Origin of the sequence: Myxococcus sp. AM009, assembly GCF_013372605.1 — a bacterium.
In the GTDB taxonomy this organism is placed as follows: domain Bacteria; phylum Myxococcota; class Myxococcia; order Myxococcales; family Myxococcaceae; genus Myxococcus; species Myxococcus vastator.
Window position 1 is genome coordinate 40,584 of sequence record NZ_JABXEP010000028.1, and the last position, 25,850, is coordinate 66,433.

Consider the following 25,850-nt stretch of genomic DNA (forward strand, 5'->3'; position numbering starts at 1 on the left):
TGAAGACAGCCATGAGCATCTCACCCACCCGCCGGCAGGCCGCGCTGGACGCCCTCAAGCTGGACGACGAGGCCCTCCTGAAGGCGTGCGAGGTGGACTACTTCATCGCCTCGGGCCCGGGGGGCCAGCACCGCAACACCACCGCCAGCGGCGTGCGCCTCACGCACGCTCCCACCGAGCTGTCCGTCAGCGCCACCGAGCGCCGCAGCCAGGTGCAGAACAAGGGCGTGGCGCTGGAGCGCCTGCGCGAGGGCCTCAAGGTCCTCACCTTCGTGCCCAAGGTGCGGCGGGCCACCAAGCCCACCGCCGGCTCCAAGCGGCGGCGCCTGGAGGGCAAGAAGCGCACCTCCGAAAAGAAGGCCCTGAGAAACAGCAAATCCGGCTGGTAACCCGGGTCCATTCAGACTCCAGTCACCCTGTCGTCGGACAGTCTGGGTGCGCCTAAAGTTTGCGGGCTCGCAGACGTTGCAAGGTCGTCTGCTGCTCGGAAGGACCTCCTCCCGGAAATTCGCCGTGGAGTGTCGGGGGCTTGGCTCGCCAAGCAGGGAGGCACGCGGTGTGCAGATACACCCTGCGTGTCTCCACTACCCCAGCCCCCAGGGGTCATTGTGCCCGCAGGACATTCCCCCATGCCCTTGCTCACGGTTTTTTCGACGCCTTCCCAGAAGTACCGTTCCCGCGCGCCCCGCTGGAAGCTGTGGGCACCCCTGGCGCTGACGCTGGCCGCCTCCGCCGCGTGGGCCCAGGACGCCGCCCTCGAGCCGGACTACGCCGTCGAGGCAAAGAACGCGCAGCCCTCCGGCCTGGTGGTGCGGGTGGCGCCCCTTCATCAGACGCAGCTCATCGTGGAGAACGCCGAGCGCGTGAGAGTCCAGGCCGCCGCGGTGGTCGAGGCGTCGCTCGGTGAGCCGAACCAAATCATGGTCCAGGGGCTGAGCCTGGGCGTGTCCGAGGTGCTCGTGTGGCGCCAGGGCATCAAGCAGCCCCTGAGCGTGCGCGTGGAGGTCGCGAAGTGAGCCGGCGCGACGCACGCGGAATGACGCTGCTGGAGGTCAGCATCGTCCTCGCCATCATCGCGGTGCTGGCCGCGCTGGCCTACGCGGGCTACGCGCAGCTCAGCGCGCGGACGAGCCCGCAGAACGCGGCCGCCGACCTGTCCGGCGCGCTCGCCGAGGCCCGGGCCCGCGCCGTGGACCGCCAGGCCGACGTGTGGCTCATCATCTACCCGGACATCAATCCGGAGGGCCAGGCCGGCGCCGGCAACGGAGCCTGGTTCCTGGTGGAGGACCGCCTGCGCGACTTCGGAACCGCCGCGGCCCCCGCCGGGCAGCTGAGCTTCAACACCTTCTCACCGCCGCTGGACATCCAGCCCACTGCGGCGCAGGGCCGGCTGATGGACGCCATGTACCTGGACCGCTACTCACAGCGCACCGTGCGCTTCGGCGCCAGCGGCAACCTGGCGTGGACCGGCATCTTCGAGGGCCTGGCCGCCACGGACTGCAGCTTCTGCAGCGGCGCGCCGCGGCGTGGCGCCATCGTCTTCCGCGGTGACGGCTCCGCGCGCTTCGTGGACGGCGCGGGCCAGCCCGTCATCCCCGCTGGCAACGACACCGTGAACCGGGCCGCGTCGCTGGCACTTCTCTCCACCGACGGGCAGCGCGAATACCTCTTCGCCGTCTCCGCGCCCGTCGGCTTCGTCGACATGAGGGTCAACCGATGAGGCGCCTGAATCCCGCATCCCGCCGTGCCCGCGTGCGCGGCGCCACGCTCATCGAAGGCCTGGTGGCCGCCGCCATCCTCGCCATGGGCATCAGCGGCGTCTTCGGCGGGCTCATCTTCGCCAGCCAGCAGAACGCCGCCGCCAACCGCCTGTCGCAGGCCAGCGCCATCGCCTCGCAGGTGCGCTCCGGCCTCCAGCTCCAGGGCCGCTCCCGCCTCTTCGCCGGTACCGGGCCGCTGTCCAGCGCGCGCTGCGCCGGCGCCGCGGAGACGCTCGAGCTGGCCGGCGGCCTCTCTACCCTGCCCGACGCCTGCGTCGTGGACCTGGACGCCTTCGAGACGGGGACCGGCGACCCGCTGCTCCGCGTGGTGCCGGGCTACTCGCCGGAGGAGAGCGAGTACTACCGCCGCGTCCTCGTCTGGACGCCGGCGCAGGCCATCGACTCGGTCGCGGTGGTGGTGTCCTTCCGCAGCGCCGGTCAGCGCCGCTACGTCAAGCAGTTCGTCGCGCTCTACAACCCGGCGGAGAACGGCGCGGGGGTGGAGCTGTGAGCACGCCCAGGACACACGCGCGACGCGGCTTCACGCTCATCGAGTTGCTGGTGGGCATCACCGTCTCCTCGGTGGTGCTGCTGGCGGTGGCGGGGACCATCATCGCCGTCAACAACATCTTCCAGAACAACACCGTCTCCAAGACGGCCGTCGAAGGCAGCCGCGTGGGCACCGACTACCTCAACCGCACGCTGCGCTACGCGGGCTACGGGCTGGACCCGGCCATCGCCTTCGACTTCGACACGGCGGGCCTGCCGGGGGCTCGCAAGGACAACTACACCGAGGAAGTGGAGGACTGGGGCACCTTCGTCACCGACGACCTGGCCTTCCGCTACCGCGACCCGATGTTCCTGCGCCACGGCCAGCTCAACGGCGCCGGGGCGCCGCCCTACCAGTTGACGCTGGACTCCGCCGCGACCTTCGGCCAGCCGCTGCGCCAGGGCCAGGCGGTCCTGGTGGCCTGTCCGGGTGGCCAGGACTACTTCCTGGGACGCCTGACGGCGGACGTGCCCGCGGACGGCACCACCGCCACGCTGGACACCGCGCTCGCCGCGGGCCTCCCGGGCGACGTGCCCAGCGCCTGCATGTCGGACGCCGGCCGCGTGCCCTTCGTCATGCTGGTGCATGAGAAGCGGCTGCGCGTGGAGGAGCACGGGGGGCGCCCCTACCTGGTGGTGAAGCACGGCTGGGCGGACAACGCCGACTTCGACCCCATCGCCGCGGACGTAGAGTCCTTCCAGGTCAGCTACCTGATGAACCGGCCGCCCGCGAACTCCGCATGCTGCGCCGGCCTGCCCGCGCCCGACGGCGCCGTGGGCAGCGGCATGGCCTGGGTGCTGGGAGACGAGGACTCCGTCGTGCTGCCCAAGTACGACGCCGACGTTCCGGCGCCCACGTACAGCACGCCGTATGACGCGCCCCTGCGCTACAACATGAACCCGGCCAACATCCGCTCGGTGGGCGTGGGCCTCACGGTGCGCTCGGTGCGCCAGCTGCCCTCCGGCACGAAGAACCAGGCCCGCAAGCTCTTCAACGCGGAGCCGGTGAACCCCGAGGACACGTACTTCCGCACCACCGTGGAGACGTCCGTCCGCATTCCCAACATGACGTCCCGCGCGTTCTTCATCCCCGAGCTGCGCGCCGCTGGCGTCGCCGGTGACCTCAAGAACGTCTGGGGAGGCTAGCCACCATGACTCACTTCGCCTCACGCCGGGGCAGCGCCCTGGCCATCACCCTGATTGCCCTGACGGTGCTGCTGCTGCTCGTGGTGGGCGCCATCACCTTCACCGGCCGCAACCAGTCCGCCGCCGTGGCCAAGACGCGCAGCGACCGCGTGGAGGCCTGCGCGGAGACGGCGCGGCGCTACCTGCTGTCGCGGCTGAAGGTGTTCGGCACCGGCGCGGTGCCCGTCACCAACATCAGCCTGGAGCAGGTGCTGCAAGACGACCAGGTCGTCGCCGACAGCAGCGTCATGCGCACCGCCCACCTGGGTGACACCGCGTCGGCGCCCACGGCGGCGGTGCTCGCCTCGTCCTCGTTCAGCAGCGGCAAGGACCAGGTGAGCGACGCGGCCAACACCCTCCGAGAAGGCACGGCCGGCGGCAGCTACTACCGCGTGGTCGTCATGTGTGACGAACCCGGAGGCCGGCAGGCCGAGACCGAGTTCGTCTTCCGCTTCGGCATCTGACCCCTTCGACACCGCCCTTCCCCGAGAGCCCCCCCATGAAGGCACTCTTCTCCACCTTGACGGCCCTGACCGTGCTGCTGGCCGCCCCTGGCGCGCTCGCGCAGGACCCGGCGTCTTGCAGCCTGCAGTCCACCTCCCGCCTGGACGCGCTGCTCAACCCCGCCCGCGGCAGCGACGAGCGCTTCTTCACCAGCCCCAGCGGCCCGCCCAACATCCTGCTCATCCTGGATACGTCGGGCTCCATGGCGTACTGGCCCATCGCCTGGAGCAACAACGACTACTACAGCTTCGACGAGAACCAGAACGGGCAGTCCCCGGGCTGCCGCCAGGAGAACATCGACGCGCTGAACTACGACGCCAACGTCGAGTACCCGCGCATGTGGCTGTCGCTGACCAACCAGGACTCACCCTGGTTCGTGCCGTCCAGCTACTACCGCTTCGACGGCAACGGCAGCGGCACGCAGGCCAGCTTCGGGATGAACCTCAACCCCGTGCGCTTCGACCAGCCACCGCCCAACACCGTCATCAGCGACAACGCGGCGGCGGCATGCTCCAACCTGGTGGGCACCGGAAACGGCGGCAACCGGCCCGCGGCGCGCGCCGCGTGCGCGCAGTGCCTCGCGACGAAGGGCTACTTCCAGTACAAGCACGACGCGCGCGTGGCGGCCGGCAACTTCCTCAACTTCTACTCGCCGCGCGGCCACTCCGCCGTCAACGTCATCAGCCAGGTGCTCAAGGACTCGGAGCGCACGCGCTTCGGCGTGGTGACGTTCTCCGCGAGCAGCGCCGCCAGCGACACGGTGAAGTGGAGCAACCAGGACGTGGTGCGCTTCGAGCGCTTCGGCCCCCGGTGTGACCAGTCGCTCAGCGGCGCGGAGCGTGACAACCACCGCAACAACCTGCTCCTCAAGATGAACCGCGGGCTGCGCTTCAACACGGGCACGCCGCTGACGCAGGCCATGTGGGGCGCCAGCACCTACTTCCGCTCCTCCGGGGACGACCCGTTCCCTGGCTGGTTCGGCAGCGACTACCTGCGTGACTCGGACTTCGACGACGAGGACTCGCCTGGACGGGCCGCCACCTGCTTCACCTGCGGCTTCAACGCCATGATCCTGCTCACGGACGGTGAGCCCAACGAGCCCAGCGGCAGCTCCGCCCAGGTGCCCTCCCAGGTGCGGGACCTCAACGTCCCCTGCAACAACTGCGCGGCGGCCGGCCAGGGCAACACCAGCGGCGGCTCCAGCAGCCACATCCACCGCATCGCCAAGTGGATGTGGACGCATGACCTGCGGCCGGAGCTGGATGGAGCGCAGCAGGTGGCCACCTACACCGTGGGCTTCGCGCTGACGAACACGCAGGCCATCAACCTGCTGCGCGTCACCGCGGACGCGGGCGGCGGGCGCTTCTACGCGGCCACCAACTCCAGCCAGCTGAAGACGGCGCTCCAGTCCATCGTCGACGACGTGCAGAACCGCAACGTCGCGTTCGCCGCGGCGGCCATCTCCTCGTTCCAGACGGGCAGCTCCACGCTCAGCGCGCTGATGCCGCGCATGTCGCCCGCCTCGGGTGACAGCGCCTGGCGCGGAGATTTGTGGCGCTTCAACCAGTTCAACGAGTTCGTGGAAGGCGTGGACAAGAACGGCGACGGGGACATGGACGACATCTTCGTCGTGGACCGGGACGGGGACATCGTCGTCGAGGACTCGTCAGGCAACTTCGTCAAGGACGGCGGCAGCACCCCGGCCAACCAATTCTGGGAGGCGCGCCGCGCGCTGCTGGCCCGGTCCCTGGACAGCCGGAAAATCTACACGGTGACGGACAGCAACCAGGACGGGCGCATCACCGCCGCGGACAACACTGCGACGCCCATCGAGTTTACCGTGGACAACCGCGAGGCGCTGAAGAGCTACCTCGGCATCCTCGGCACCCCCGCGTGCCCGAAGGTGCAGTCGCTGAGCCCCCTGGACATCGACCCGGGCACGTTGCTGGCGGGCCTCCGGCTGACGCCCCAGTTGGCCGCCGCGGCCATGGGCGTCACGGTGCCCGGCTTCGGCAGCGTGGCGCAGGCGCAGACGTGGCTGGACGACCTCTGCGTGCGCGCGCTCATCCAATACGTGCGCGGCCAGGACCTGGCGGACGAGGACGGCAACGGCGACCGGGCCGAGGTGCGCCGCTCCGTGCTGGGCGACATCTTCCACTCCGCGCCGGTGCTGGTGGACCCGCCCATGGACAAGTTCCTGTGCAACCTGGGCATGAGCAATCAGTGCACGCGCACGCTCTACAGCCAGCAACTGGGCGTGTCGCCCACGCCGCTCGCCACGGAGGACATCAGCCGCTGCGGCAACACCGTGGAGGTGGACGCGTATGACGCGTACCTGCACCGCTACCGCCGCCGGGACAAGCTGGTGCTGGTGGGCGCCAACGACGGCATGCTGCACGCCTTCCGCGACAGCGCCGCCAGCGGCGACAACTGCGCGGGCGGCATGCCCATGATTGAGTACGCGCCCAGCACCGGCGAGGAGGAGTGGGCCTTCATCCCGCCGGACCTGCTTTCGCGCCTGCATGAGATGGCCAGTGGCCACCAGTACTACGTGGACGGCGACATCATGGTGCGCGACGTGTGGGCGGACGGCTCGGGCGGCTCGCAGGCGGACGGCATCAAGCAGTCCGACGAGTACCACACGATGGCGGTGATTTCAGAGGGACGCGGCGGCGTGCACTACCTGGCGCTTGAGCTGCGCGCGGACGCGGGCACCGGCCGCTTCGGCCCGCCCCGGATGCAGTGGATGTACCCGCAGCCGGACTCCCCGGAGGCCGCCCTCTTCGGCAAGACGCTCTTCTCCCTCAGCCCCAAGCCGCCGCCCATTGGCCCCGTGCTGGTGGAGGCGGGGACCGCGCCCGGCGCCGTGTCCCGCTACAACGCGGAGACCCAGGAGCGGTGGATGGTGGCCCTGTCGGGCGGCTGGTCCCCCGGCCAGGAGAAGGGCCGCGGCATCTACATGGTGGACGCGTGGTCCCCCGAGGTGAATGGCCGCACCGACAACCTGTGGTGGAAGTTCGAATACGACCCGAACGCCACCGGCGAGCAGCACGGGCCCGCGCGGCACCTCACCCACAGCGTGGCGGCGCCCGTGGCGCTGGTGGACTACGGCGTGGCGGGCAACGTGCAGCAGGATGGCTTCTTCGACACGGCCGTCTTCGGTGACATGCGCGGCCAGCTCTGGGTGGCGCGCATGTCCGTGCCCGGCGCGCTGGACCCTTCCACGAAACTCATCCGCAACTGGAGCGCCGCGCGCGCCTTCCAGATGGACCGGGACTCCGTGGGCCCCTCGGGCGTCCCGGGCACCAGCCTGACGCGCACGTGGCCCTTCTATTACGTGCCCTCCATCGGCATTCAGCCGGGCACGGGCGCCATGCGCGCGCTCGTCGGCACGGGAGACCGCTACGCGCTGCTGGATGACCAGGCCGGCATCTGCCGCTTCGACAACCCGCAGGCCTGCGCGCGCTACGGGTGCGGCAACGTAGAAGTGGATTACCGCGTGGACCGCATCGGCGAAAACATCACCCAGTCGCGGCACCAGTGGACGCAGCGGGGGCTGGCGCAGTCCACGCTGACGCGCGGGACGGCCTCGCAACCCGCTTGCGGCGACCCGGGCCAGACGGTGGTGTCCGCCCGGTTCACCCGGCACGAGGCCCGCTCCTGCCCGGGGGCGCCCCAGGACTACACCTCCATGAGCCCCGCGCGCGTGGAGTGTGGCAAGGACGCCGCGGGCAACTTCCGCTGTCTCGACGTGAGCAACGTGGCGCCCAACTTCGCGGACCTGGAGCTGACCCGCAGCGTCAACGCCATCGGGAAGAACCGCTTCTACGGCGTGCGCGTGTACGGCGTGGCCGGGCAGACCTTCGCCGAGGACGCCACCGCTGTTTCCGCGGAGGGCCCCCTGACGGCGAGCCAGTTCGACGCGGAGCGCCTGAGCGACCGCACTGGCGACAACGACACCAGCGGTGACCTGGTGGACGTGACGAACATCACCTGCGACGCCTCCGGCGCCTGCTCCGCCACGGGCGCCCTGCCCGACGGCAAAGGTTGGATGCTGGAGTACACGGACAACCACACCCACAAGACGGCGGGCGGCGCGGCCACGGTGGCCAGCTGCACGCTGTGGAACGTCATCTACCCGTCGCAGGACGGCGAGGTGTGCAGCAGCACCGCGGCCCGGGCCCGCTTCTACCAGGCGGACTTCCTCAGCGGCCTGCCCAACTGCGCCGCGTCCTTCGAGAACGCCCGCTACCAGGAGCGCGCGGTGCTGTCGCCGCCGCCCGAGCCCGCCACCGCGGTGATGATTTCGCCCACGGGCAGCGTGAAATACAGCGCCATCATGCAGGAGCCCGGGCAGCGGCAGGCCACCTCGGTGGACGTGTCGGAGAACAGCGAGGTGCTGCAGAACGTGTACGAGCTGCCCCTCACCCAGGAGCAGCACGCCTGCCGTCACGAGGACGCGGCCCGCTGCCTGCCGTGACGTGAAGGCCCGCCGCCGCCCTCCCCGCTCGCCTGGGGAGGGCGTTGGGCGTTAGAAGACGGGCATGCCCGCACTCGAAGACGCCATCGCGCTCGCGGTGGCCGCGCACCACGGCCAGCGAGACAAGGCCGGCCAGACGTACATCCTCCACCCGCTGCGAGTGATGATGCGGCTGGACACGGACGAGGAGCGCACGGTGGCCATCCTCCACGACGTGGTGGAGGACACGCCCTACACGCTCGAGCGCCTGCGCGAGCTGGGCTACCCGGAAGCCGTCCTGGGCGCGCTGGACGCGCTCACCCGCCGCCAGGACGAGACATACGAGGCCTTCATCGAACGGCTGCGCCCGCTGGCGCTCGCCCGCCGCGTGAAGCTGGCGGACCTGGAAGACAACATGGACGTGCGGCGGCTGGCCGCGGTGACGCCCAGGGACGCCGAGCGCCTGGCCCGCTACCGCGCCGCCTGGGCCCGCCTGCGCGAGCCGTGAAGACACGACGGCCCGGAGCGCCACCAGGGACACTCCGGGCCGCGGTGCTACCGGCGCCCGCCGAGGAAAGCAGGGCGCCGGTTCCTTCGACTCCGCGCTAGGCCTTGGCCAGCTGGCGGAGCACGTACTGCAGGATGCCGCCGTGGCGGTAGTAGTCGAGCTCGTTCGGCGTGTCGATGCGGCACACCACCGTGAACTCCTTGGTGCCGCTCTCCCCCGTGGCCTTCACGGTGAGCTTCTTCTGCGGCGCCAGGTCCTGCGCCACGCCGGTGATATCGAACTTCTCGTGGCCGGTGAGGCCCAGCGACGCCGCGTCCTGGCCCGCCTCGAACTGGAGCGGCAGCACGCCCATGCCCACCAGGTTGGAGCGGTGGATGCGCTCGAAGCTCTTGGCGATGACGGCCTTCACGCCCAGCAGCATGGTGCCCTTGGCCGCCCAGTCACGGCTGGAGCCGGTGCCGTACTCCGCGCCCGCCAGCACCACCAGCGGCGTGCCCTCCGCCTGGTACTTCATGGACGCGTCGTAGATGCTCATCCGCTCGCGCGTGGGGATGTGGACGGTGACGCCGCCCTCCACGCCCGGAACCAGCAGGTTCTTCAGGCGGATGTTGGCGAAGGTGCCGCGCACCATCACCTCATGGTTGCCGCGGCGCGCGCCGTAGGAGTTGAAGTCCTTGGGCTCCACGCCGTTGGCCATGAGGTACTTGGCCGCCGGGCTCGCCTTGGCGATGTTGCCCGCGGGGGAGATGTGGTCCGTGGTGACGGAGTCACCCAGCAGCGCCATGACGTGCGCGCCATGGATGTCCTGCGCGGGCTTGGGCTCCTTCGGCAGGTTCTCGAAGAAGGGCGGCTTGCGCACGTAGGTGGACTTGTCGTCCCACTGGAACGTGGCGCCCTTGCCCACCGGCAGCTGCTGCCAGAGCGCGTCGCCCTCCATGGCGTTGGCGTACTGGCTGCGGAACTGCTCCGGCTTCACGGAGGTGCGGATGACCTCCTGAATCTCCTCGTTGGTGGGCCAGATGTCCTTGAGGAACACGGGGCGGCCGTTGGGATCGTTGCCCAGCGGCGCGCTGTCCAGGTCCACGCCCACCTCGCCGGCCAGCGCGTAGGCCACCACCAGCGGCGGGCTGGCCAGGTAGTTCATGCGCACGTGCGGGTTGATGCGGCCTTCGAAGTTGCGGTTGCCGGACAGGACCGCGGCCACCACGAGGTCGCCCTCGGTGACGGCGTTGGCCACCGGCTCCGTCAGCGGACCGGAGTTGCCGATGCACGTCGTGCAGCCGTAGCCCACGATGTGGAAGCCCACCGCCTCCAGGTAGGGCAGCAGGCCGGCGTCGCGCAGGTACTCGCTGACCACGCGGCTGCCCGGGGCCAGGGACGTCTTCACCCACGGCTTCGGGTTGAGGCCGCGCTCCACGGCCTTCTTCGCCAGGAGGCCCGCGCCCACCAGCACCGCCGGGTTGGAGGTGTTGGTGCAGGAGGTAATCGACGCAATCACCACCGCGCCGTGGCCCACCTGGTAGCTCTGGCGGCCGTTCTTCACGGTGACGGTCTGCGCCAGACGCTCGGGAGGCACCGCGGCGGCGGCGGCCTTGCCCTCGTCCCCGCTCTTGCTCTTTCCGGCCGACAGCATCTCCACCAGCGACTTCTCGTAGCCGGACTTCATGTCCTTGAGGGGCACGCGGTCCTGCGGGCGCTTGGGGCCGGCGAGGCTGGGCACCACGGTGGACAGGTCCAGCTCCAGCGTGTCGCTGAAGAGGGGCTCCTCGGCGTCGTCACGCCGCCACAGGCCCTGCTCCTTGGCGTAGGCCTCGGTGAGGGCGACGAGGTCGTCCGGACGGCCGGTGAAGCGCAGGTAGTTGAGGCTCTCCTCGTCCACCGGGAAGAAGCCGATGGTGGCGCCGTACTCGGGCGCCATGTTCGCGATGGTGGCGCGGTCCGGCAGGGACAGGTTCTTCATGCCGCTGCCGTAGAACTCCACGAACTTGCCCACCACGCCCTTCTTGCGAAGCATCTGCGTGACGGTGAGCACCAGGTCCGTGGCGGTGGCGCCCGCGGGCAGCTTGCCGGAGAGCTTGAAGCCCACCACCTGCGGAATCAGCATGGTGATGGGCTGGCCCAGCAGCGCGGCCTCGGCCTCGATGCCGCCCACGCCCCAGCCCACCACGCCCAGGCCGTTGATCATCGTGGTGTGGCTGTCGGTGCCCACCAGCGTGTCCGGGTACACGGTGCTGCCCTGGCGGAACGTCACGTGCGCCAGGAACTCCAGGTTGACCTGGTGGCAGATGCCGATGTCCGGCGGCACCACGCCAAAGCCCTTGAACGCGCTCTGGCCCCAGCGGAGGAACGCGTACCGCTCACGGTTGCGCTCGAACTCCAGCTCCGCGTTCTCCTTGAACGCGGCGGACGTCGCGAAGGAATCAATCTGCACCGAGTGGTCGATGACCAGGTCGGCCGGGTTGCGCGGGTTGATTTTGTCCGGGTTGCCGCCCATGGAGGACAGCGCCTCGCGCATGGCCGCCAGGTCCACCACCGCAGGCACGCCCGTGAAGTCCTGGAGCAGCACGCGGGCGGGGTGGAAGGAGATCTCCACGTCCGGGGTGGCCTTGGGGTCCCAGGCCAGCATCTTCTCCACGTGCTCGCGCTTCACCACGCGGCCGTCCTCGTGGCGCAGCAGGTTCTCCAGCAGGACCTTCAGCGAGAACGGCAGGCGGTTCACCGCCGGGTGGGATTTGGCCAGCTTGCCCAGGCTGAAGAGGTCATAGGTGGCGGAACCCACCTTGAGCTGGGACTTCGTGCCGAAACTGTCGGTCATGTGTTGTGCCGTCCTTCCTTGCGCGGGATGCGGCAACTTCTAGGCCCCCCTTTGACGCGTTGCAAAGGGTTCCTGCGAGCGCATTGAAGGCCGGACGCTTCGCGCTGCGGGGATGCACCCCGCTGAGGGGCGGCCCTGCGTGGCTCAAATGATTCTGCGAAGCAGAGACAGTGCCCGCTCCAGCAGCTTCTGCCACAGGGGCCGGCGGCGGAACTCCGCCAGCGTCACCTCGCGGCAGTCCCCGCAGTCGGTGCGGAAGGAGTCCTCCAGTTGCTGTCCCAGGCGCGCGTCGGTGAAGACGGCGTTCACCTCGTGATTGAAGGCCAGGCTGAGGCGCTCCAGGTTGAACGAACCGATGGTGCCCCACACCCCGTCCACCACGGCCGTCTTGGCGTGCAGCACGCCGCGCTGCCACTCGAAGATGCGGACGCCCGCGCCCAGCAGCCGCTCGTAGAAGGCCCGGGCCATGAACTCCAGGAGGGGGTGGTCACTGCGCGCGTTGAGCAGCAGATGGACCTCCACCCCGCGCCGGGCCGCCTCACGCAGCGCCATCACCATGCGGCGGTCCGGGATGAAGTAGGCGGCGGCCACCAGCACGCTGCGCCGGGCCCGGCGGATGGCGTGCAGATAGGACCGGTGGATGCTTCGCCGACTGGACAACACCGCCAGCCCCACCGCGCCGCGGCGGGGCGGCGGGTTGCGCAGGCGCTCCAGCCGCCGCGTCAGCCGGTGGAAGCGGCCCTGGAACATCATCCGCCACGTGGCGGAGAAGCACCGCTCCAGCTCGTGGACGGCCGGCCCTTCGATGCGCAGCACGTCATCCCGCCACGCCGCGCCCAGCTCTGCGGGCGCCCAGTGGGCGGAGATGTTCACCCCGCCGGTGAAGGCCACCTCACCGTCCACCACCAGGATTTTGCGGTGGTCCCGCCGCAGCAGGTGCCGCAGCCCGCGTGACAGGCTGAAGGGCTTGAAGGCGCGGATGTCCACGCCCCGCGCGCGCAGCCCGGCGAAGAAGCTCCGGCGGCTCGTCCACGAGCCCACCGCGTCGTACAGCACCTTCACGTGCACGCCGCGCTCGGCCGCCTCCGCCAGCGCCTCGCCGAACCGCTCACCGACGGCGTCGGAGACGAACATGTACGTCTCCAGGCGGACATAACGGCGCGCCTGGCGGATGGCCTCCAGCATCGCCGGGTAGGCCTCCACGCCGTCCCGCAGCAACTGGCAGGCGTTGCCCTGCACCACCGCGTGGCGGCGAGGCAGGTAGTAGCGCGACAGGAGCAGCCCGGAGACGCTGGGGCGCCACACCGGCCCATGCTCCGGCACGGGCCCCGGGGGCGTGGGCGCACGCCGCGGCGCGCCCGTGTCCGCCTCCCCCGACTGCTCGGTCAACGCCTCCGGCTCACGCATGGCCTCCCAACGGTGCGGATGCCCGGGCGAGCCGGCAACCCGAGCCGCTTCGCAGCCTGGCTTCCCGTGCCAGCCGGTGTCCGGAAGCCGACAGGACAAGCCCGCGACTTCACGAACACCGGAAATCCGTGGCGCGGCCTAGAGACCGTACTCCGCGCGCTTGGCGTCCGCGCGGGTGGCGCACGGCTGGTCGAACTCCGGGAAGTACTCCTTCACGTGGTCCAGGGTGGCGGAGGCGCTCTTGTAGTTGCCCTGGTTGTAGTAGCCCTCCACCTCCAGCAGCAGCTTGGAGCAGGTGCGGTCCAGCTCCTGCTGCGCCGCCTTCATGCGCTCCTGGGCGTCGTAGTAGAGGTCCGGCTTCGGCTCCGGGTGGGCCTCCAGCATCAGCCACGACACGCGGAAGGACTTCCAGGCCTCGTAGCGGTTGCGAGCGCCGATGTCCGGCGTCTGGAAGTGCTTCAAGCCCCGCTTGTGGTACTCGGTGGCCTCGCGCACCAGCTCCTCGGGCAGCAGGTCCGGCAGCAGCGCGCGCTCCACCCAGATGTTCCAGATGGTCCACGGATCTTCACCCGGCGGATTCTTCACGTTGTCGAAGATGATGCGGTTGGGCTCGCCCTTCTTCAGGTGCTGCGCCGGAATCATCAGCTCGATGGAGCGATCCTGGCTGGCCAGCGTGTCGGGCGGCACCTTGCCCACGTCCACGCCGTTGACGCTCACCACGACCTCATCCTTGGAGATGCCCTGGGCCTGGTAGTGGAGGATGACCACCGCGCGCGTGGCGGCGGTGTACTCCCACTCGAAGACCTTCATGTCCGCGCGCTCCCACGTCACGCCCGGACCCAGGCCGAACGACTCGCGGATGGGCTGGCCGCTGAGCATCGCGGGCTCCTCCCCCACCGGCTGACCGTCCTCGCCGCTCAGCACCAGCCAGTAGAGGACACCGAACAGCGCGAGCACCATGGCCACGCCGCCACTGATGATGCCGGTGCGCACGCCCTGGCTGGCGTCCGCCCAGAAGAGCTTCGCGCTGGACACCACGCCGGGGGACTCACGCCGGATGCGCGCGCGCTCCGCCGCGGACAGGCCCCCACCCCCCGACGCGGACGGCGCCGGACGGGCCCGGGCCGGCGGGGGCGAACTGGACGGCCGCCGCGCGGGTGGCGCCGCGGGCGTCGGGCGCTCGATGGCCGCCGGCCGTGAGCCGCTCTGCCCCTGGGACACGGGGCGCAGGGCCTGCAGATTGGAGCGGGTGGCGCCCTCGCGGATTTCGTTCAGCGCCTCCTGGTCGGCACCGTCCGGGGCCAGCGCGACGCCCTTGTTGCGCTGCCGCTTCAGGGAGTCCAGGGAGACGATGCGCGTGCTGCCATCACCTTCCTGGGCGCCGGCGGGCAGCTCCTCTTCGCCCGTGGCCGGCTCGTCCGTCAGCATGCCGAAGATGAACGTCACCGGCCCCAGGGTCAGCTTGTCGCCGTCCTCGAGCACCTGCGTCTTCACCGGACTGCCGTTGACGAGCGACCCGTTGGCGCTGCCCTGGTCTTCGACGGCGTAGGCGTCACCGTCGAGGAAGATGCGGCAGTGGCGCCGGGACACACCCGGGTCGAACAGCGCGACGTCACAATCCGTCGAACGGCCGATGAGAACGGAGTCCTGGTCGAAGACGAACTCCTTACCGGCTTCTCTACCCTCGGAGATCGTCAGCTGGAAAGGCATGGGGGGTCACAATCCTACAGAGGCCCGCGCCGCTCGGGCAACGGCCGCACGCGCGGAGGCCGGTTCCATGACCTGCGCCTCGCCACCGAAGGACAGGACCCACTGGGTGAGCCAGCGCTCGCTGTCCCCCGCCACCAGCACCTCCACGCCCCCGTCAGCAAGCGGGCGGGCATCCTGGCCGAAGCGCTCCTTCACATACGGTGCGGCCACGGGGGAGAAGCGCACACGCACCGTGGCATCCTTCAAGCCCCGCGCCGGGTTGGGCACGTCCGCCCGGGCGTCCGCGGGCGGCTGGAAGGGCACGTCCGTGACGAGGATGTCCTCCATCCGGTCCAGGCGGAACAGGCGCGCGTCCTGCCGGGTGTGGCAGTAGCCCTGCAGGTACCACTGCCCCCGGTGGCTGAGCAGCTCGTAGGGGCGCACGGTGCGCGGCTCCGGTGACCGGCCGGGGCTGGCGTAGCCGAACGTCACCTCCAGGCGCTCGATGATGGCGCGGGTGAGCGGCCCCAGGGCCTGGGGCGCCTCCGTGGACGCATCAATCTTCCGGTACATCTCCCGGTAGCGCTCGCGGGTGGCGGGTGGCAGCACGCGCTCCAGCTTCTCCAGGGCGCTCTGCAGCGCGTCCCCCGTGGCCGGCCGCAGCAGCTCCGCCGACGCGGCCAGCGCCGCGGCCTCGCCCGGCGTCAACCGGGGCGGCGCGAACAGGCGCTGGTCCAGGTCCACGTAGACGCGGTCGTTGTCCACGTAGATGTCGATGTAGTCATCCGGGTTGAAGGGCGGCCGGCCCACACAGGTGAGCAGGTCCAGCTCCTCCAGCAGGTCCTCGCGGCTGACGTTGAGGGCGCGCGCGAGCGCGTCCACCGTGACGCCGGGGTGCTTGGAGACGTAGGGGACCAGGAACAGCAGGCGGCGGAGCCGCTCGTGGACGTTGCTCATGCGCTCACCTTGTCCAGCGAATCGTCGTGGCACGCCACGATGCGCGAGGCCATCTCCCGCAGGCGCGCCTGCGCCCGCTCCGGGCCCTCCACGCGGCAGTCCGGCCCCAGCGCCAGGCAGAAGCGCATCAGGCCATCCACGAACGTCACCGGCAGCCGCGCCCGCACCGCCCCCATCTCCGAGGGCTCCAGCGTGGCGCCGGGCAACAGGCTCGCGGCCCGCGAGGCGAGCGTGCCCGACAGGTGGAGCACCACCTCCACCTGCTCATGGAAGCGGTGCTGCCACGGGAAGTACGCCACGTGGGCCTCCAGCGAGAAGTCCGCCGGCACCTGGAAGTCCGGCGTGCGCGGACGCGCCGTGTTCACCTTCAGCTCGCGGATCCGGTGGACGTGGAAGGTCCGCAGGTCCTTGCGCAGGTGGCAGTACCCCACCAGCGTCCAGGCGCCGCGGCGCAGCGCCAGGCCATACGGGTCCACGCGCCGCTGCGTGGTGCCGGCCTGCTTGGGGCTGGCATACGTCAGGTCCACCCACTTGCGGGCCGCGCACGCATCCCAGAGCTGCTCCAGGCGCGCGGAGACCTCCTTCTCCTGGCCCTCATGCACGGAGCCCAGCTCCATGCGCACCCGGGGTGTGGGCAGGGATTGACCGGCGAAGAAGCCGATCTTCCGCAGCGCGTGCGCCAGGTCGTCCCGGCCCGGGAAGGCGCCCGACGCCAGCGCCGCGGAGCCAGCGGCATAGAGCACGGCCAGCTCTTCCTTGGAGAGGTCCGCCTCCGGGAGGTAGTAGGCGTCCCGGTCGACGAGGTAGCCGTCCCGCCGCTCGTCATCGCCCTGCACGTACGTCAGCGGAAAGCCCAGCTCCACGAGCTCCGCCTTGTCGCGCTCGAACTTGCGCTCGGCGGCATCATCGGAGCCGCCGTAGTCACCAGGGAAGTGCTCGCGCAGCTCGGCCCAGGAGATGGGCTCGCGCGCGTCGAGCAGAAGGGCTACGAGGTCGAGGATGCGTTCGGTGCGGTCCATTGGAAAGGTCGGCGACGATGCCGGGCGGACCCGGGGGGGTCAAGAAGTGGACGTGTGGGTGGGGAAACAGGTGAGCGGTCCGCCAGCGTCCGCGAGATAGCCGGACACGACTGAACAGACAAGCAGGTATTCGTCTGTAGGCGCGGTTGTCCTCATTCCAGCGGACAAGGACTTGGGCGGGGGGCTCGCACGACGGGCATGATCTGGGTTATTGCTGCACCATTCCGTGGAAGTGGAGAAGACGTGGACGGGCCATGCCTGTCCGGATGCCGCGTGGCCGACGCGGCGAGCGGAGCCTCTGAAGGGACTCACGATGAGCGGCATCACCCTCGTCCGTAATGTGGTGGCCGGGTTGGCGATGTTCGTGGGCGTCACGAGCATGGCCGCGCCTGCGCCCGTGCGCGCGGAGCCCCTCTACTTCGCCGTCGAGGTCCGCCGCGACGGGCGCCTGGTGGCCCAGCCCAAGCTGCTGGGTGAGACGGGCCGCACGCTTCGCGCCGAGCGCCGCCGCCCCGGAGCGCCCCTGCCCGACTACCGGCTGGTCCTCACACCCAGGGCAGAAGGCCAGTCGTTCCTCCTCCAGTTGGACGTGCTCCTGCCCGAGGCCAAGGGCCACTCCGAGCTGGCGCTGCTCCACGGCCAGGAGCGCAAGCTCCAGCTCGGCCGCGTGCCCGGGGAGCTCGAGGTCTCCCTGCTGCTGATGAAGGTGGACTCGCCGGAGTTCCGCGCGCTCATGCAGCTGGGCGAAAGCTGCGGCAAGTCGCTGTCCACCTCGTCCATCTGACCGGCGCCCCGCCCGGCTACAGCACCGCCAGGTCGTCGCGGTGCACGGCCTCGTCCAGGTAGCGATAGCCCAGCACCGCTTCGATGTCCGCCGTGTGGTGTCCGGCGATGCGTCGCAGCTCGTTGGCGTCGTAGGCCGCCAGCCCCCGCGCGAACACGGCGCCCTCCGCGTCCACCAGGTCCACCGGGTCTCCTCGCCCGAAGTCGCCCTCCACGCCGCGCACGCCGCTGGGCAGCAGGCTGCGCTTGCCGGTGACAATGGCCTCGCGCGCGCCGGCATCCACCGTGAGCGTCCCGCGCGCGCGCAGGGCATGGGCAATCCACGCGGCGCGGGCGCTGCGGCGGCTGCCCGTGGGCTCGAAGAGGGTCCCCACGTCCGCGCCCTCCAGGACGGCGCGCAGGCGGCCGGGCACGGCGCCGGACGTAATCACGCAGTGGATGCCGGAGTCAGACGCGCGCGCGGCCGCCCGCACCTTGGTGCTCATGCCGCCCGTCCCCACCCCGCTGCTCGTGCCGGTGGCGAGCGCCAACACCTCCGGCGTCACCTGCATCACCGTGGCCACCAGCTCCGCGTCCGCGTCGCGCCAGGGGTCACCGGTGTAGAGGCCCTCCACGTCCGACAGCAGGACGAGCGCGTCGGCGTCCACCACGCCGGCCACCAGGCCCGCCAGCGTGTCGTTGTCACCGAACTTCAGCTCGTCCACGGAGACGGTGTCGTTCTCGTTGATGACGGGGACGACGCCCGCCGTCAGCAGTCGCTCCAGCGTGTGCTTCACGTTGAGGTAGCGGCGGCGCTCCTGCACGTCCTCGTGGGTGAGCAGCACCTGGGCCACCGCCTTGCCGCGCGCGGCGAAGGCCTCTTCGTAGGCCTGCATCAACCGGCTCTGCCCCACCGCCGCGCACGCCTGCTTGCCTGGGATGTCGCGAGGGCGCGAGGGCAGCCCCAGCCGCTCGACCCCCAGGGCGATGGCCCCGCTGGACACCACCACCAGCTCGCGGCCCTGCGCGGCCCACAACAAGTCCTGGCCCAGCGCATCGAAGTGCTGACGGTTGAACCGCCCGGTGGCGTTCGTCAGCGCGTTGGTGCCGATTTTCACCACCACCCGCCGGGCGGCGCGCAGGGCGGTGCGTCCCGTGGAAATCGAACTCACGGGGCGTCAGCGTAGGTCAGAAATGGAAGACGCGCGCGTCCGGCGTGTTTTCCTCACAGCGGCAGTCATAGAGTCGTACGGAAAAGGTGGGGGCCCCAACGCCTCCGCCAGGAGAGCACGGTTTGAAGGAAATCTACGGCAACACCCTGGGCCTCAAGTCGAGCGAGCAGCACCGCCTGCGCAACACCTTCCGCCGGCGCGTCCCACCGCACGAAATCGTGTCGCCCGAGCTTGCCCGGCACCTCACCGAGCTGTCGCGTGAGACGAACCGGCAGGTGGGTGTGCTCGTCAACCGGAAGGGCGAAATCGAGCACGTCATCGTGGGCAGCGCCCACAAGCTCGAGCTGCCGGACATCGGCCGCGCCCGCGCGGGTCAGGTCCGTCTGCGTGGCCTCCGCCTGGTCCACACCCACTTGAAGAGCGAGCCGCTCACCAAGGACGACCTCACGGACCTCGCGCTTCTGCGCCTGGACTGCGTGGCGGCCGTTGGCGTGGGCCACGACGGCCTGCCCGGCGTCCTGCACTACGCCTACCTCGTTCCGGAGAACAGCTCCGGCGACTTCTGGCACGTCGAGTCGCTGCCCTCCGTCCACGTGGCGCAGCCGGACCTCATGGACACGCTGGGCGCGCTGGAGGAGGAGTTCAACCGCAAGGCGGCGTCACGCAAGGTGGGCGGCCGGGAGAAGGCCATCCTCGTGGCGGTGTGCCTGGACGGCAACCGCGCCCTGGCCGAGTCCAGCCTGGCGGAGCTGAAGGAGCTGGCGCGCACCGCGGGCGTGGAGGTCATCGACTCCGTGCTCCAGGTGAAGCGCGAGGCGGACCCGCGCTACCTCATCGGCCGCGGAAAGCTGGAGGACCTCAACCTGCGCTCCATGCAGTCCATGGTGGACCTGCTCATCTTCGACAAGGACCTCACCCCGTCCCAGGGCCGGCACATCGGCGAGGCCACCAGCCTCAAGGTCCTGGACCGCTCACAGCTCATCCTCGACATCTTCGCGCAGCGCGCGCAGAGCGCCGAGGGCAAGCTCCAGGTGGAGCTGGCGCAGCTGAAGTACCGGCTGCCGCGCCTGGTGCAGAGCGACGACTCGCTCAGCCGGCTCATGGGCGGCATTGGCGGACGGGGCCCGGGCGAGACGAAGCTGGAGATTGACCGCCGCCGCGTGCGCGAGCGCATCACCCACCTGGAGAAGCGCATCGACGCGATTGGCAAGGAGCGCAGCGTGCGCCGGGCCCAGCGCAACCGGCGCGAGCTGCCCGTCATCTCCATTGTCGGCTACACCAACGCCGGCAAGTCCACGCTCCTCAACGCGATTACCAACGCCGAGGTGCTGGCGGAGAACAAGCTGTTCGCCACCCTGGACCCCACCAGCCGGCGGCTGCGCTTCCCGCGGGAGCGGGAGGTCATCATCACCGACACGGTGGGCTTCATCCGCGATTTGCCCAAGGACCTGGTCGCCGCCTTCCGCGCCACGCTGGAGGAGCTGTACGACGCCAGCCTGCTGCTCCACGTCGTGGACGCGGCGGACCCCGCCCGCGACGAGCAGGTGGAGGCGGTGGAGAACATCCTCGAGTCGCTCGACCTGATGGAGAAGCCGCGCCTCATGGTGTGGAACAAGGCGGACCTGCTGCCGCCGGATGAAGTGGAGGTGCTGCTGCGCACCCGGGGCGGCGTGGCCATCAGCGCCGCGACGCGCGAGGGCCTGGCGACGCTGCTGGCCAAGGCGGACACCACGCTGTTCGCAGAAGGCGCCACAGAGGCCATTGGCGCAGTCTGAGCCCACGGTTGCCGGGCAGGCACGGCTCCCCGTAGAGTCGGGGGGCCGTGTCGATTCCCGCCCTCCCTCCCCTGCTGCTGGCCCAGGCTGACTACGCGAAGCCTGTGTCCTCCCTGTCTCCGAAGTACTTCGAGCTGCTGGAGCAGAACAGCCACATCATCTACCCCGCGCTGGCGATTCTGACGCTGGTCATCATCGCCGCGGGTGTCCTCCAGGCGTGGCGCACGCAGGACCTGGACGGCCTCCAGAAGAACGAGTTCAAGCGCGCCATCGTCAACGAGCTGCGCCGCAACATCAGCGGCATGCCCGGTGACTTGCTGTCCAAGTCCGTGGGGCTGGACCGGCTCAAGACGAACCGCCTGCTGGAGCAGATGCAGCAGGAGGGCCTGGTGGTGAGCCACACCAACTCCCAGCGGCTCACCGTGTGGCGCGTCCGCGGCGCCACGCCGGACGCGGCGCCGCGCCGCTTCTGAAGGCCGCTCAGACGCCCGCCAGCTCCGACTTCGGCTGGCGCGTCATCAGGTCCACCACCGCCGAGCGCGCGCTCTTGCCCTCGTGGGCAATCAGGTACACCTGGTGGCAGATGGGCAGCTCCACGCCCGTCTTGAGCTCCAGCTCGTGCGCGCTGCGGGCCGTCTTCACGCCTTCGGCCACTTCCTTCATGTCCGCGAGGATGTCCGGCAGCTTGCGGCCCTTGCCCAGCTCCATGCCCACGTGCCGGTTGCGGCTCAGCTCGCCGGTGCACGTCAGCACCAGGTCACCCATGCCGGACAGGCCGGAGAGCGTCAGCGGGTTGGCGCCCTTGCGGACCGCCAGGCGCGTAATCTCCGCCAGGCCGCGGGTGATGATGGCCGCGCGCGCGTTGTGGCCCATGCCCAGGCCGTCCGCCATGCCGGCGGCAATCGCGATGACGTTCTTCAGCGCGCCGCCGTACTGCACGCCCACCACGTCCGTGGACGTGTAGCTGCGGAACGTCTCCGTCTGCAGCGCCTTCTGGCAGCGCAGCGCCACCTTGTCCCAGTGCGAGGCGATGGTCACCACCGTGGGCATGCGCCGCGCCAGCTCCTTGGCGAAGCTGGGGCCGGACAGCACCGCGAGGTACGGGTGGAACTCCTCCGGCAGGCAGTCCTCCAGGAGCTCCGTCATCGTCAGCAGCGTCCCGTTCTCGATGCCCTTCGACACCGTGACGATGGGGACATGGCGCGGCAGGTACGCCTGGGCCTTCGCCACCACCTCACGCGTGGCGTGGCTGGGCGTGGCCAGCACCACCAGCTCCGCGCCCGCGAGCGCCTCCTGGAGGTCATTCGTGGCGCGCACGCGCTCCGAGATGGGGATGCCCTTCAGGTAGGTGGGATTCTCGTGCTGAACGTTGATGGCCTCCACGACGGAGGACTCACGGCCCCACAGACGAACTTCCTCGCAATTGACCGCGAGCACGTTCGCCAGGGCGGTACCGAAGGAGCCGGAGCCGATGACACTGCCACGCATGGAAGACCTCGCTAGAAACCAGTCACGACGCCAAAGGTGATGACGGGCATGAAGTCCGTCTCGTCAGGCCGGGTGCGAATGTCCCCGCCAATCGTCAGAGCGTAGGACGTTTTCTCACTCACGGGGATTTCCGCGCCCAAGCGCACCGGAAAGGCGCCGGACAGCGCCACGTCAGGGGGCAGGCCGCCCAGCGGCACCCCTTGAATGGGCTCGGTGTCCAGCGCCAGCAGGTAGCGGACGTCCAGGAACAGCCGCGGCGCGCGGGCGCCCGCGAGCTGGAGGTTGCCGACGAGGCCGGGCAGCACGTTCCAGTTGCGGCGGCCGCTGTAGTAGCGCGCGCCCCGGTCCTCCACGCTCGCGGGCCGCAGGAAGAAGGCGTGGCTGCCCTCCACCGCCACGCCCACGCTCCACCGGGGCCCGCCATCGAAAACCATCCACCGCGCGCCCACGCGCAGCTCGTTCATCAACCCGTAGGCGCTGTCCACGCCGGCCAGCACGTCCACGCGGCGATGGACGCCCACGGCGACTCGCGCGGACACGATGGGAAAGCCCAGGGCCAGGCCCGCGGCCATCCCCCCTGCCCCCACCGTCCGGGCGCCGAGCAGGCTCACCTGGTTGGGGACGGGCGGCGGCCTCACGGGCTCCGGCGGCGGCCGGGGCGCGGGGAGCGCGGCCTCGTCCGCGGGCACCAGCGGCGGGACTTCGGGCAGTTGGGGCAGCGTGGCTGCCTCCTCGGCCTCGGGGACGGCGGTGGCCCCCGGGAAGGACTCCCAGGCCGCGTCGTCTGGCGCTTCGTTGCGAGCGGGCGCGTGGACCTCGCCGGGCTGTGCCCACGAGGTGTCCGGCGCCGGGTTGCGCGGGGGTACCCCAGGAGGCTCGCCCGGGCGCGCCTGGACGTCTCCCACCAAGGCAAGCACGAGCAGGGGCAAGGAAGGGACGGAGCGCATGGCGGGGAGCCTCAGCTTAGTCCGACGAGCGGAGAAGGCACGAGGCAAGCCCGCCCGCTTGGAGGCCCCAACGGGCCTGCGTCCGGAAGCGGTCAGCGGCCTGCGGGAAACGTCGCCGCGCGAGGCCTCCTCCGGTCTACCATCCGCGCCGCTTCAGCAGGCGCACACGGGAGTCACACGGGATGAGGGCTGGAGGGCGCGCGGCATTGTTCATGACACTGGCACTGGCGGCGTGCCGGAGCCGCCCCTCCGACCCACCTCCGGTGGACGCGGGCACCCCGGCGCCCCCTGCCGCGCGCGCGTCGCTCCCGGACTGCGAGGTGCTGCTGCCCTTGGACGACCGCGAGCTGATGCTCCCCGGCTTCACCATGAAGCAGGAGCGCGACTGTCCCACCTGTGGACCGCTGTGCAGCTTCCGCTCGGACGCCGAGCCCGGCCTCGCCGTCTCCATCACCTGGGACTGCAACGCCCGCTACGCCGGGTCGGACCTCCACGAGTTGATGGCCCCTACCCTCCAGGCCGGCGGCGTGGCGGTGCCCGCGCTGGGCCGTGCCGCGGTGCGGCGCGCGCCCGCCCAGGGAATGTCCCAGGTGCTCGCCTGGGATGACGACACGGACTGCGCGGTCGTCGTCACCTGGCTGGGCGGTGAGACGGAGCGGGCCGTGGAGGTGGCGCGCTCGGCGCTCATCGCCACCACGCCCGCCGTGCTCGACGCGGGGACACCCGGTGCCCAGGACGCGGACGCCGGTGAAGCGGGCGCGGGGGACTCCGGCGCGCCCTGAGGCCCACCGGACACGCCCCATCCCCCTACAGCGTGAGCAGGTACTCCACCAGGTCGTCGACCTCGGCGTCGGTGAGCTGCGCCGTCACGCCGTGCTGGTTCGACTCGCGGCCTTGCATCAGCCGGTCCTTCAGCGACACGGCGCTGCCGTCATGCAGGTACGGCGCGGTGCGGGCCAGCCCCAGCAGCGACGGCGTGTTGAGCCCCTGCTTGCGCACCCCCGGGGCATCCTGGAGCGGCCCCGTGGTGACGAAGGTGCCCACGTCGGCCTGTGTGTTGAGGGTGAAGTGCTCCCCTCCGTGGCAGGTGCCACACGCGGCCTTGCGGAACACGGCCTCGCCGCGTGTCTGCGCGTCCGTGAAGACGTCGGCCCTGTGCGGGTTGTCCGGCGCGGGCAGCACGTCGATGAAGTCGGACAGCTGCGCCACCATGACGCCGTCCAGCACCGTCCCGCCCATGCGGTGGCGCACCGTCGCGTCGAGGAAGTCGCGCAGGGTGGAGAACTCGCCGCTCCAGTGGAACGGCCCCGTCTTCGTCATGCTCCGGCCCGCGAGGCTGGGCGTCTGACGAGGCCCGTCCGGGAAGCCCCAGACGTGGCCGTCCTCGCGGCCATCGGGATGGCAGCTCGCGCACGACGCGCCCACCGACGTGCTGGCCATGCGCGAGTCCAGCGCGCTGAAGAACAGCTTGCGGCCCGCCACTTCGTTCGGCGCCAGTACGTCCCCGGCGATGGGCAGCGGCGCGCCGTCCACGCGCACGTTGGCGGTGCCACCCGCGCCGTCGCTCACCAGCGTCGTCACCGTGTGGTCGAAGGCGTTGTAGACGTAGGCCCTGCGCCCATCCCGCGTCATCGCGATGCCAGTGGGGCCGGAGCCCACGCGCACCAGCTGGCGCACCGTGCTGCCCAGGCCCGCCATCAGGTCCGAGCCCGAGCGGCGCCCCGTGGGGATGATGGCGACGTTGTCCGTCTCCCGGTTCACCACGAAGGCCCAGAGGCCCGTCGGGTCCACCACCGCCGCCACCGGCCCCTGGATGGGGTGCGTCAGCTCCGGGCTGATGATGGTGGAGGGCGGGAAGTCCGGTGACAGCTCCGGCGGCGGACGGCACCGGTCCAGGTCATCCACCCGGGGCGTGCCCGTGTCCGTGTCGAAGGTGACCAGCCCTGGCGCCACCACGCCGCCCGTGTTGCAGGGCCCGCCGCCGCCGTAGAGCGAGCCCCCCGACGGCGGGGTCGGCGACCCGTCCGGCGACAGCGGGTCCTCCCGGGCCCACATCACGGTCGCCAGCGCGCGCGCTCCATCCGGCGTCACCGCCACGCTCGACATGCCGCGCGGCTGGAAGCGGATGTCCGCGGTCGGAGGCAGCGGCGTCATGCCGTCCGGGGACGCGGCCACGTCGTCCCGGACGTTGGCGCGCGCGTACAGGTCCGTCTGCTCGCGCGCCACGCGGGGCCGGTCCGCGTCCGTCAGGTCCACGGAGACCAGGTCGCCCTGGCGGAAGCGGGTGATGAGCGCGCGCTTGCCACCCTGCGCCAGCGCGATGCCTCGGGGCTCATCCCCCACCGGCAGCTCCCAACGCACCGCCAGCGAGCGCGTGTCCACCGCCATCAACGAGCCATGGCTCGACGTCGCCAGCGCGGTGCTGTTCACCACGTACAGCGTGTCCCCCGCGGGCGACACCGACAGGCCCACGGGCTCCACGCCCACCGCGATGCGGGCCGACTCGTTCCAGTCACCCCGGCGGATGACGGACACGCTGCGCGAGCCGCGATTGGAGACGTAGACGGTGTCGTCCGGCCCCACCGCCACGCGCTCGGGGAGGAGGCCCACCTTCACCTCGCCCACCTTTTCACGCCGCGCGGTGTCCACCACGGCGAGGACGCCGTTGTCCGAGTCCACCACGTAGAGAAAGGCGTCATCCCGGCTGAGCGCCACCGAGCCCGACGCCTGCGTCCACGTCGCCTGGGCATCGCGGTCTTCACACGCCGGCAGCGCGAGCATCGAGACCAGCGCCGTGGCCAGGACCGTCCGTCTCATGGAGGGGTTCCCTTCCTCGCGGCGGCCCGTCCCACCC

21 protein-coding genes are annotated in these 25,850 nt (G+C 70.7%); 12 read left to right on the forward strand and 9 right to left on the reverse strand.

From position 1 onward, the window contains the following. Positions 1 to 11 precede the first annotated feature (11 nt). The 8 genes from HV824_RS09875 (at position 12) to HV824_RS09910 (ending at position 8,965) form a co-directional block, all read left to right on the forward strand. Positions 12 to 389, forward strand: coding sequence for a peptide chain release factor-like protein (locus HV824_RS09875; protein WP_176416053.1), 378 nt, complete (start codon positions 12 to 14; stop codon positions 387 to 389). Positions 390 to 629: 240 nt separating this feature from the next. Beyond that, a complete protein-coding gene (locus HV824_RS09880; RefSeq protein ID WP_176416052.1) occupies positions 630 to 1,016 on the forward strand; it encodes a pilus assembly protein N-terminal domain-containing protein in 387 nt (128 codons plus the stop codon). Then, on the forward strand, positions 1,013 to 1,720 hold the full coding sequence (locus HV824_RS09885; protein ID WP_176423154.1) for a prepilin-type N-terminal cleavage/methylation domain-containing protein: 708 nt from the start codon (positions 1,013 to 1,015) through the stop codon (positions 1,718 to 1,720). The genes HV824_RS09880 and HV824_RS09885 overlap by 4 nt, the downstream gene beginning before the upstream one ends. Next, complete coding sequence (locus HV824_RS09890) at positions 1,717 to 2,271, forward strand: type II secretion system protein (protein WP_176416050.1); 555 nt, start codon at positions 1,717 to 1,719, stop codon at positions 2,269 to 2,271. Before HV824_RS09885 ends, HV824_RS09890 begins: the two co-directional genes overlap by 4 nt. Next, positions 2,268 to 3,455 (forward strand): prepilin-type N-terminal cleavage/methylation domain-containing protein, encoded by a 1,188-nt coding sequence (locus HV824_RS38180; RefSeq protein WP_176423155.1) that lies wholly within the window; start codon positions 2,268 to 2,270, stop codon positions 3,453 to 3,455. The genes HV824_RS09890 and HV824_RS38180 overlap by 4 nt, the downstream gene beginning before the upstream one ends. 5 nt (positions 3,456 to 3,460) lie before the next feature. After that, a complete protein-coding gene (locus HV824_RS09900; protein WP_163783667.1) occupies positions 3,461 to 3,958 on the forward strand; it encodes a hypothetical protein in 498 nt (165 codons plus the stop codon). Between the two features lie 35 nt (positions 3,959 to 3,993). After that, positions 3,994 to 8,478: a PilC/PilY family type IV pilus protein gene (locus tag HV824_RS09905; RefSeq protein ID WP_176423156.1), complete on the forward strand. Its 4,485-nt coding sequence runs from the start codon at positions 3,994 to 3,996 to the stop codon at positions 8,476 to 8,478. Positions 8,479 to 8,542: 64 nt separating this feature from the next. After that, a complete protein-coding gene (locus HV824_RS09910) occupies positions 8,543 to 8,965 on the forward strand; it encodes a GTP pyrophosphokinase (protein WP_176416047.1) in 423 nt (140 codons plus the stop codon). 97 nt (positions 8,966 to 9,062) lie between these two features. Here HV824_RS09910 and acnA read toward each other — a convergent pair whose 3' ends face one another. The 5 genes from acnA to HV824_RS09935 all read right to left on the reverse strand — a co-directional run bounded on the left by acnA (position 9,063) and on the right by HV824_RS09935 (position 16,852). Then, a complete protein-coding gene (acnA, locus tag HV824_RS09915; protein ID WP_176416046.1) occupies positions 9,063 to 11,780 on the reverse strand; it encodes an aconitate hydratase AcnA in 2,718 nt (905 codons plus the stop codon). Positions 11,781 to 11,924: 144 nt separating this feature from the next. Then, positions 11,925 to 13,187, reverse strand: a complete 1,263-nt coding sequence (clsB, locus tag HV824_RS09920) for a cardiolipin synthase ClsB (RefSeq protein WP_255207899.1) — start codon at positions 13,185 to 13,187, stop codon at positions 11,925 to 11,927. Between the two features lie 138 nt (positions 13,188 to 13,325). After that, a complete protein-coding gene (locus HV824_RS09925; RefSeq protein ID WP_176416044.1) occupies positions 13,326 to 14,897 on the reverse strand; it encodes an FHA domain-containing protein in 1,572 nt (523 codons plus the stop codon). A 6-nt stretch (positions 14,898 to 14,903) separates the two neighbouring features. Next, positions 14,904 to 15,833, reverse strand: a complete 930-nt coding sequence (locus HV824_RS09930; RefSeq protein WP_176416043.1) for a YafY family protein — start codon at positions 15,831 to 15,833, stop codon at positions 14,904 to 14,906. Next, on the reverse strand, positions 15,830 to 16,852 hold the full coding sequence (locus HV824_RS09935) for a YafY family protein (protein WP_176416042.1): 1,023 nt from the start codon (positions 16,850 to 16,852) through the stop codon (positions 15,830 to 15,832). The genes HV824_RS09930 and HV824_RS09935 overlap by 4 nt, the downstream gene beginning before the upstream one ends. Positions 16,853 to 17,165: 313 nt before the next feature. Between HV824_RS09935 and HV824_RS09940 the strand changes: the two genes are divergently transcribed. Then, the gene (locus HV824_RS09940; RefSeq protein WP_176423158.1) at positions 17,166 to 17,636 is read left to right on the forward strand and encodes a hypothetical protein; all 471 of its coding nucleotides are present in this window, start codon (positions 17,166 to 17,168) and stop codon (positions 17,634 to 17,636) included. A 16-nt stretch (positions 17,637 to 17,652) separates the two neighbouring features. Here the strand turns inward: HV824_RS09940 and proB are convergent, their stop codons facing one another. Then, on the reverse strand, positions 17,653 to 18,786 hold the full coding sequence (gene proB / locus HV824_RS09945; protein ID WP_176416040.1) for a glutamate 5-kinase: 1,134 nt from the start codon (positions 18,784 to 18,786) through the stop codon (positions 17,653 to 17,655). A gap of 122 nt (positions 18,787 to 18,908) precedes the next feature. Here proB and hflX point away from each other — a divergent pair, with 122 nt between their 5' ends. Beyond that, the gene (hflX, locus tag HV824_RS09950) at positions 18,909 to 20,561 is read left to right on the forward strand and encodes a GTPase HflX (protein WP_176416039.1); all 1,653 of its coding nucleotides are present in this window, start codon (positions 18,909 to 18,911) and stop codon (positions 20,559 to 20,561) included. A gap of 47 nt (positions 20,562 to 20,608) precedes the next feature. Then, the gene (locus tag HV824_RS09955; RefSeq protein ID WP_176423159.1) at positions 20,609 to 21,034 is read left to right on the forward strand and encodes a hypothetical protein; all 426 of its coding nucleotides are present in this window, start codon (positions 20,609 to 20,611) and stop codon (positions 21,032 to 21,034) included. Between the two features lie 7 nt (positions 21,035 to 21,041). Here HV824_RS09955 and HV824_RS09960 read toward each other — a convergent pair whose 3' ends face one another. Both HV824_RS09960 and HV824_RS09965 read right to left on the reverse strand, forming a co-directional pair. Further along, on the reverse strand, positions 21,042 to 22,049 hold the full coding sequence (locus HV824_RS09960) for an NAD(P)H-dependent glycerol-3-phosphate dehydrogenase (RefSeq protein ID WP_176421514.1): 1,008 nt from the start codon (positions 22,047 to 22,049) through the stop codon (positions 21,042 to 21,044). 11 nt (positions 22,050 to 22,060) lie between these two features. After that, positions 22,061 to 22,996 carry a hypothetical protein gene (locus HV824_RS09965; protein WP_255207900.1) on the reverse strand — a complete coding sequence of 312 codons (936 nt, stop codon included), beginning with the start codon at positions 22,994 to 22,996 and terminating at the stop codon, positions 22,061 to 22,063. A 182-nt stretch (positions 22,997 to 23,178) separates the two neighbouring features. Here HV824_RS09965 and HV824_RS09970 point away from each other — a divergent pair, with 182 nt between their 5' ends. Next, on the forward strand, positions 23,179 to 23,778 hold the full coding sequence (locus HV824_RS09970) for a hypothetical protein (RefSeq protein ID WP_176421515.1): 600 nt from the start codon (positions 23,179 to 23,181) through the stop codon (positions 23,776 to 23,778). A gap of 25 nt (positions 23,779 to 23,803) precedes the next feature. Here HV824_RS09970 and HV824_RS09975 read toward each other — a convergent pair whose 3' ends face one another. After that, positions 23,804 to 25,813, reverse strand: coding sequence for a c-type cytochrome (locus tag HV824_RS09975; protein WP_176421516.1), 2,010 nt, complete (start codon positions 25,811 to 25,813; stop codon positions 23,804 to 23,806). Positions 25,814 to 25,850: the final 37 nt, after the last annotated feature.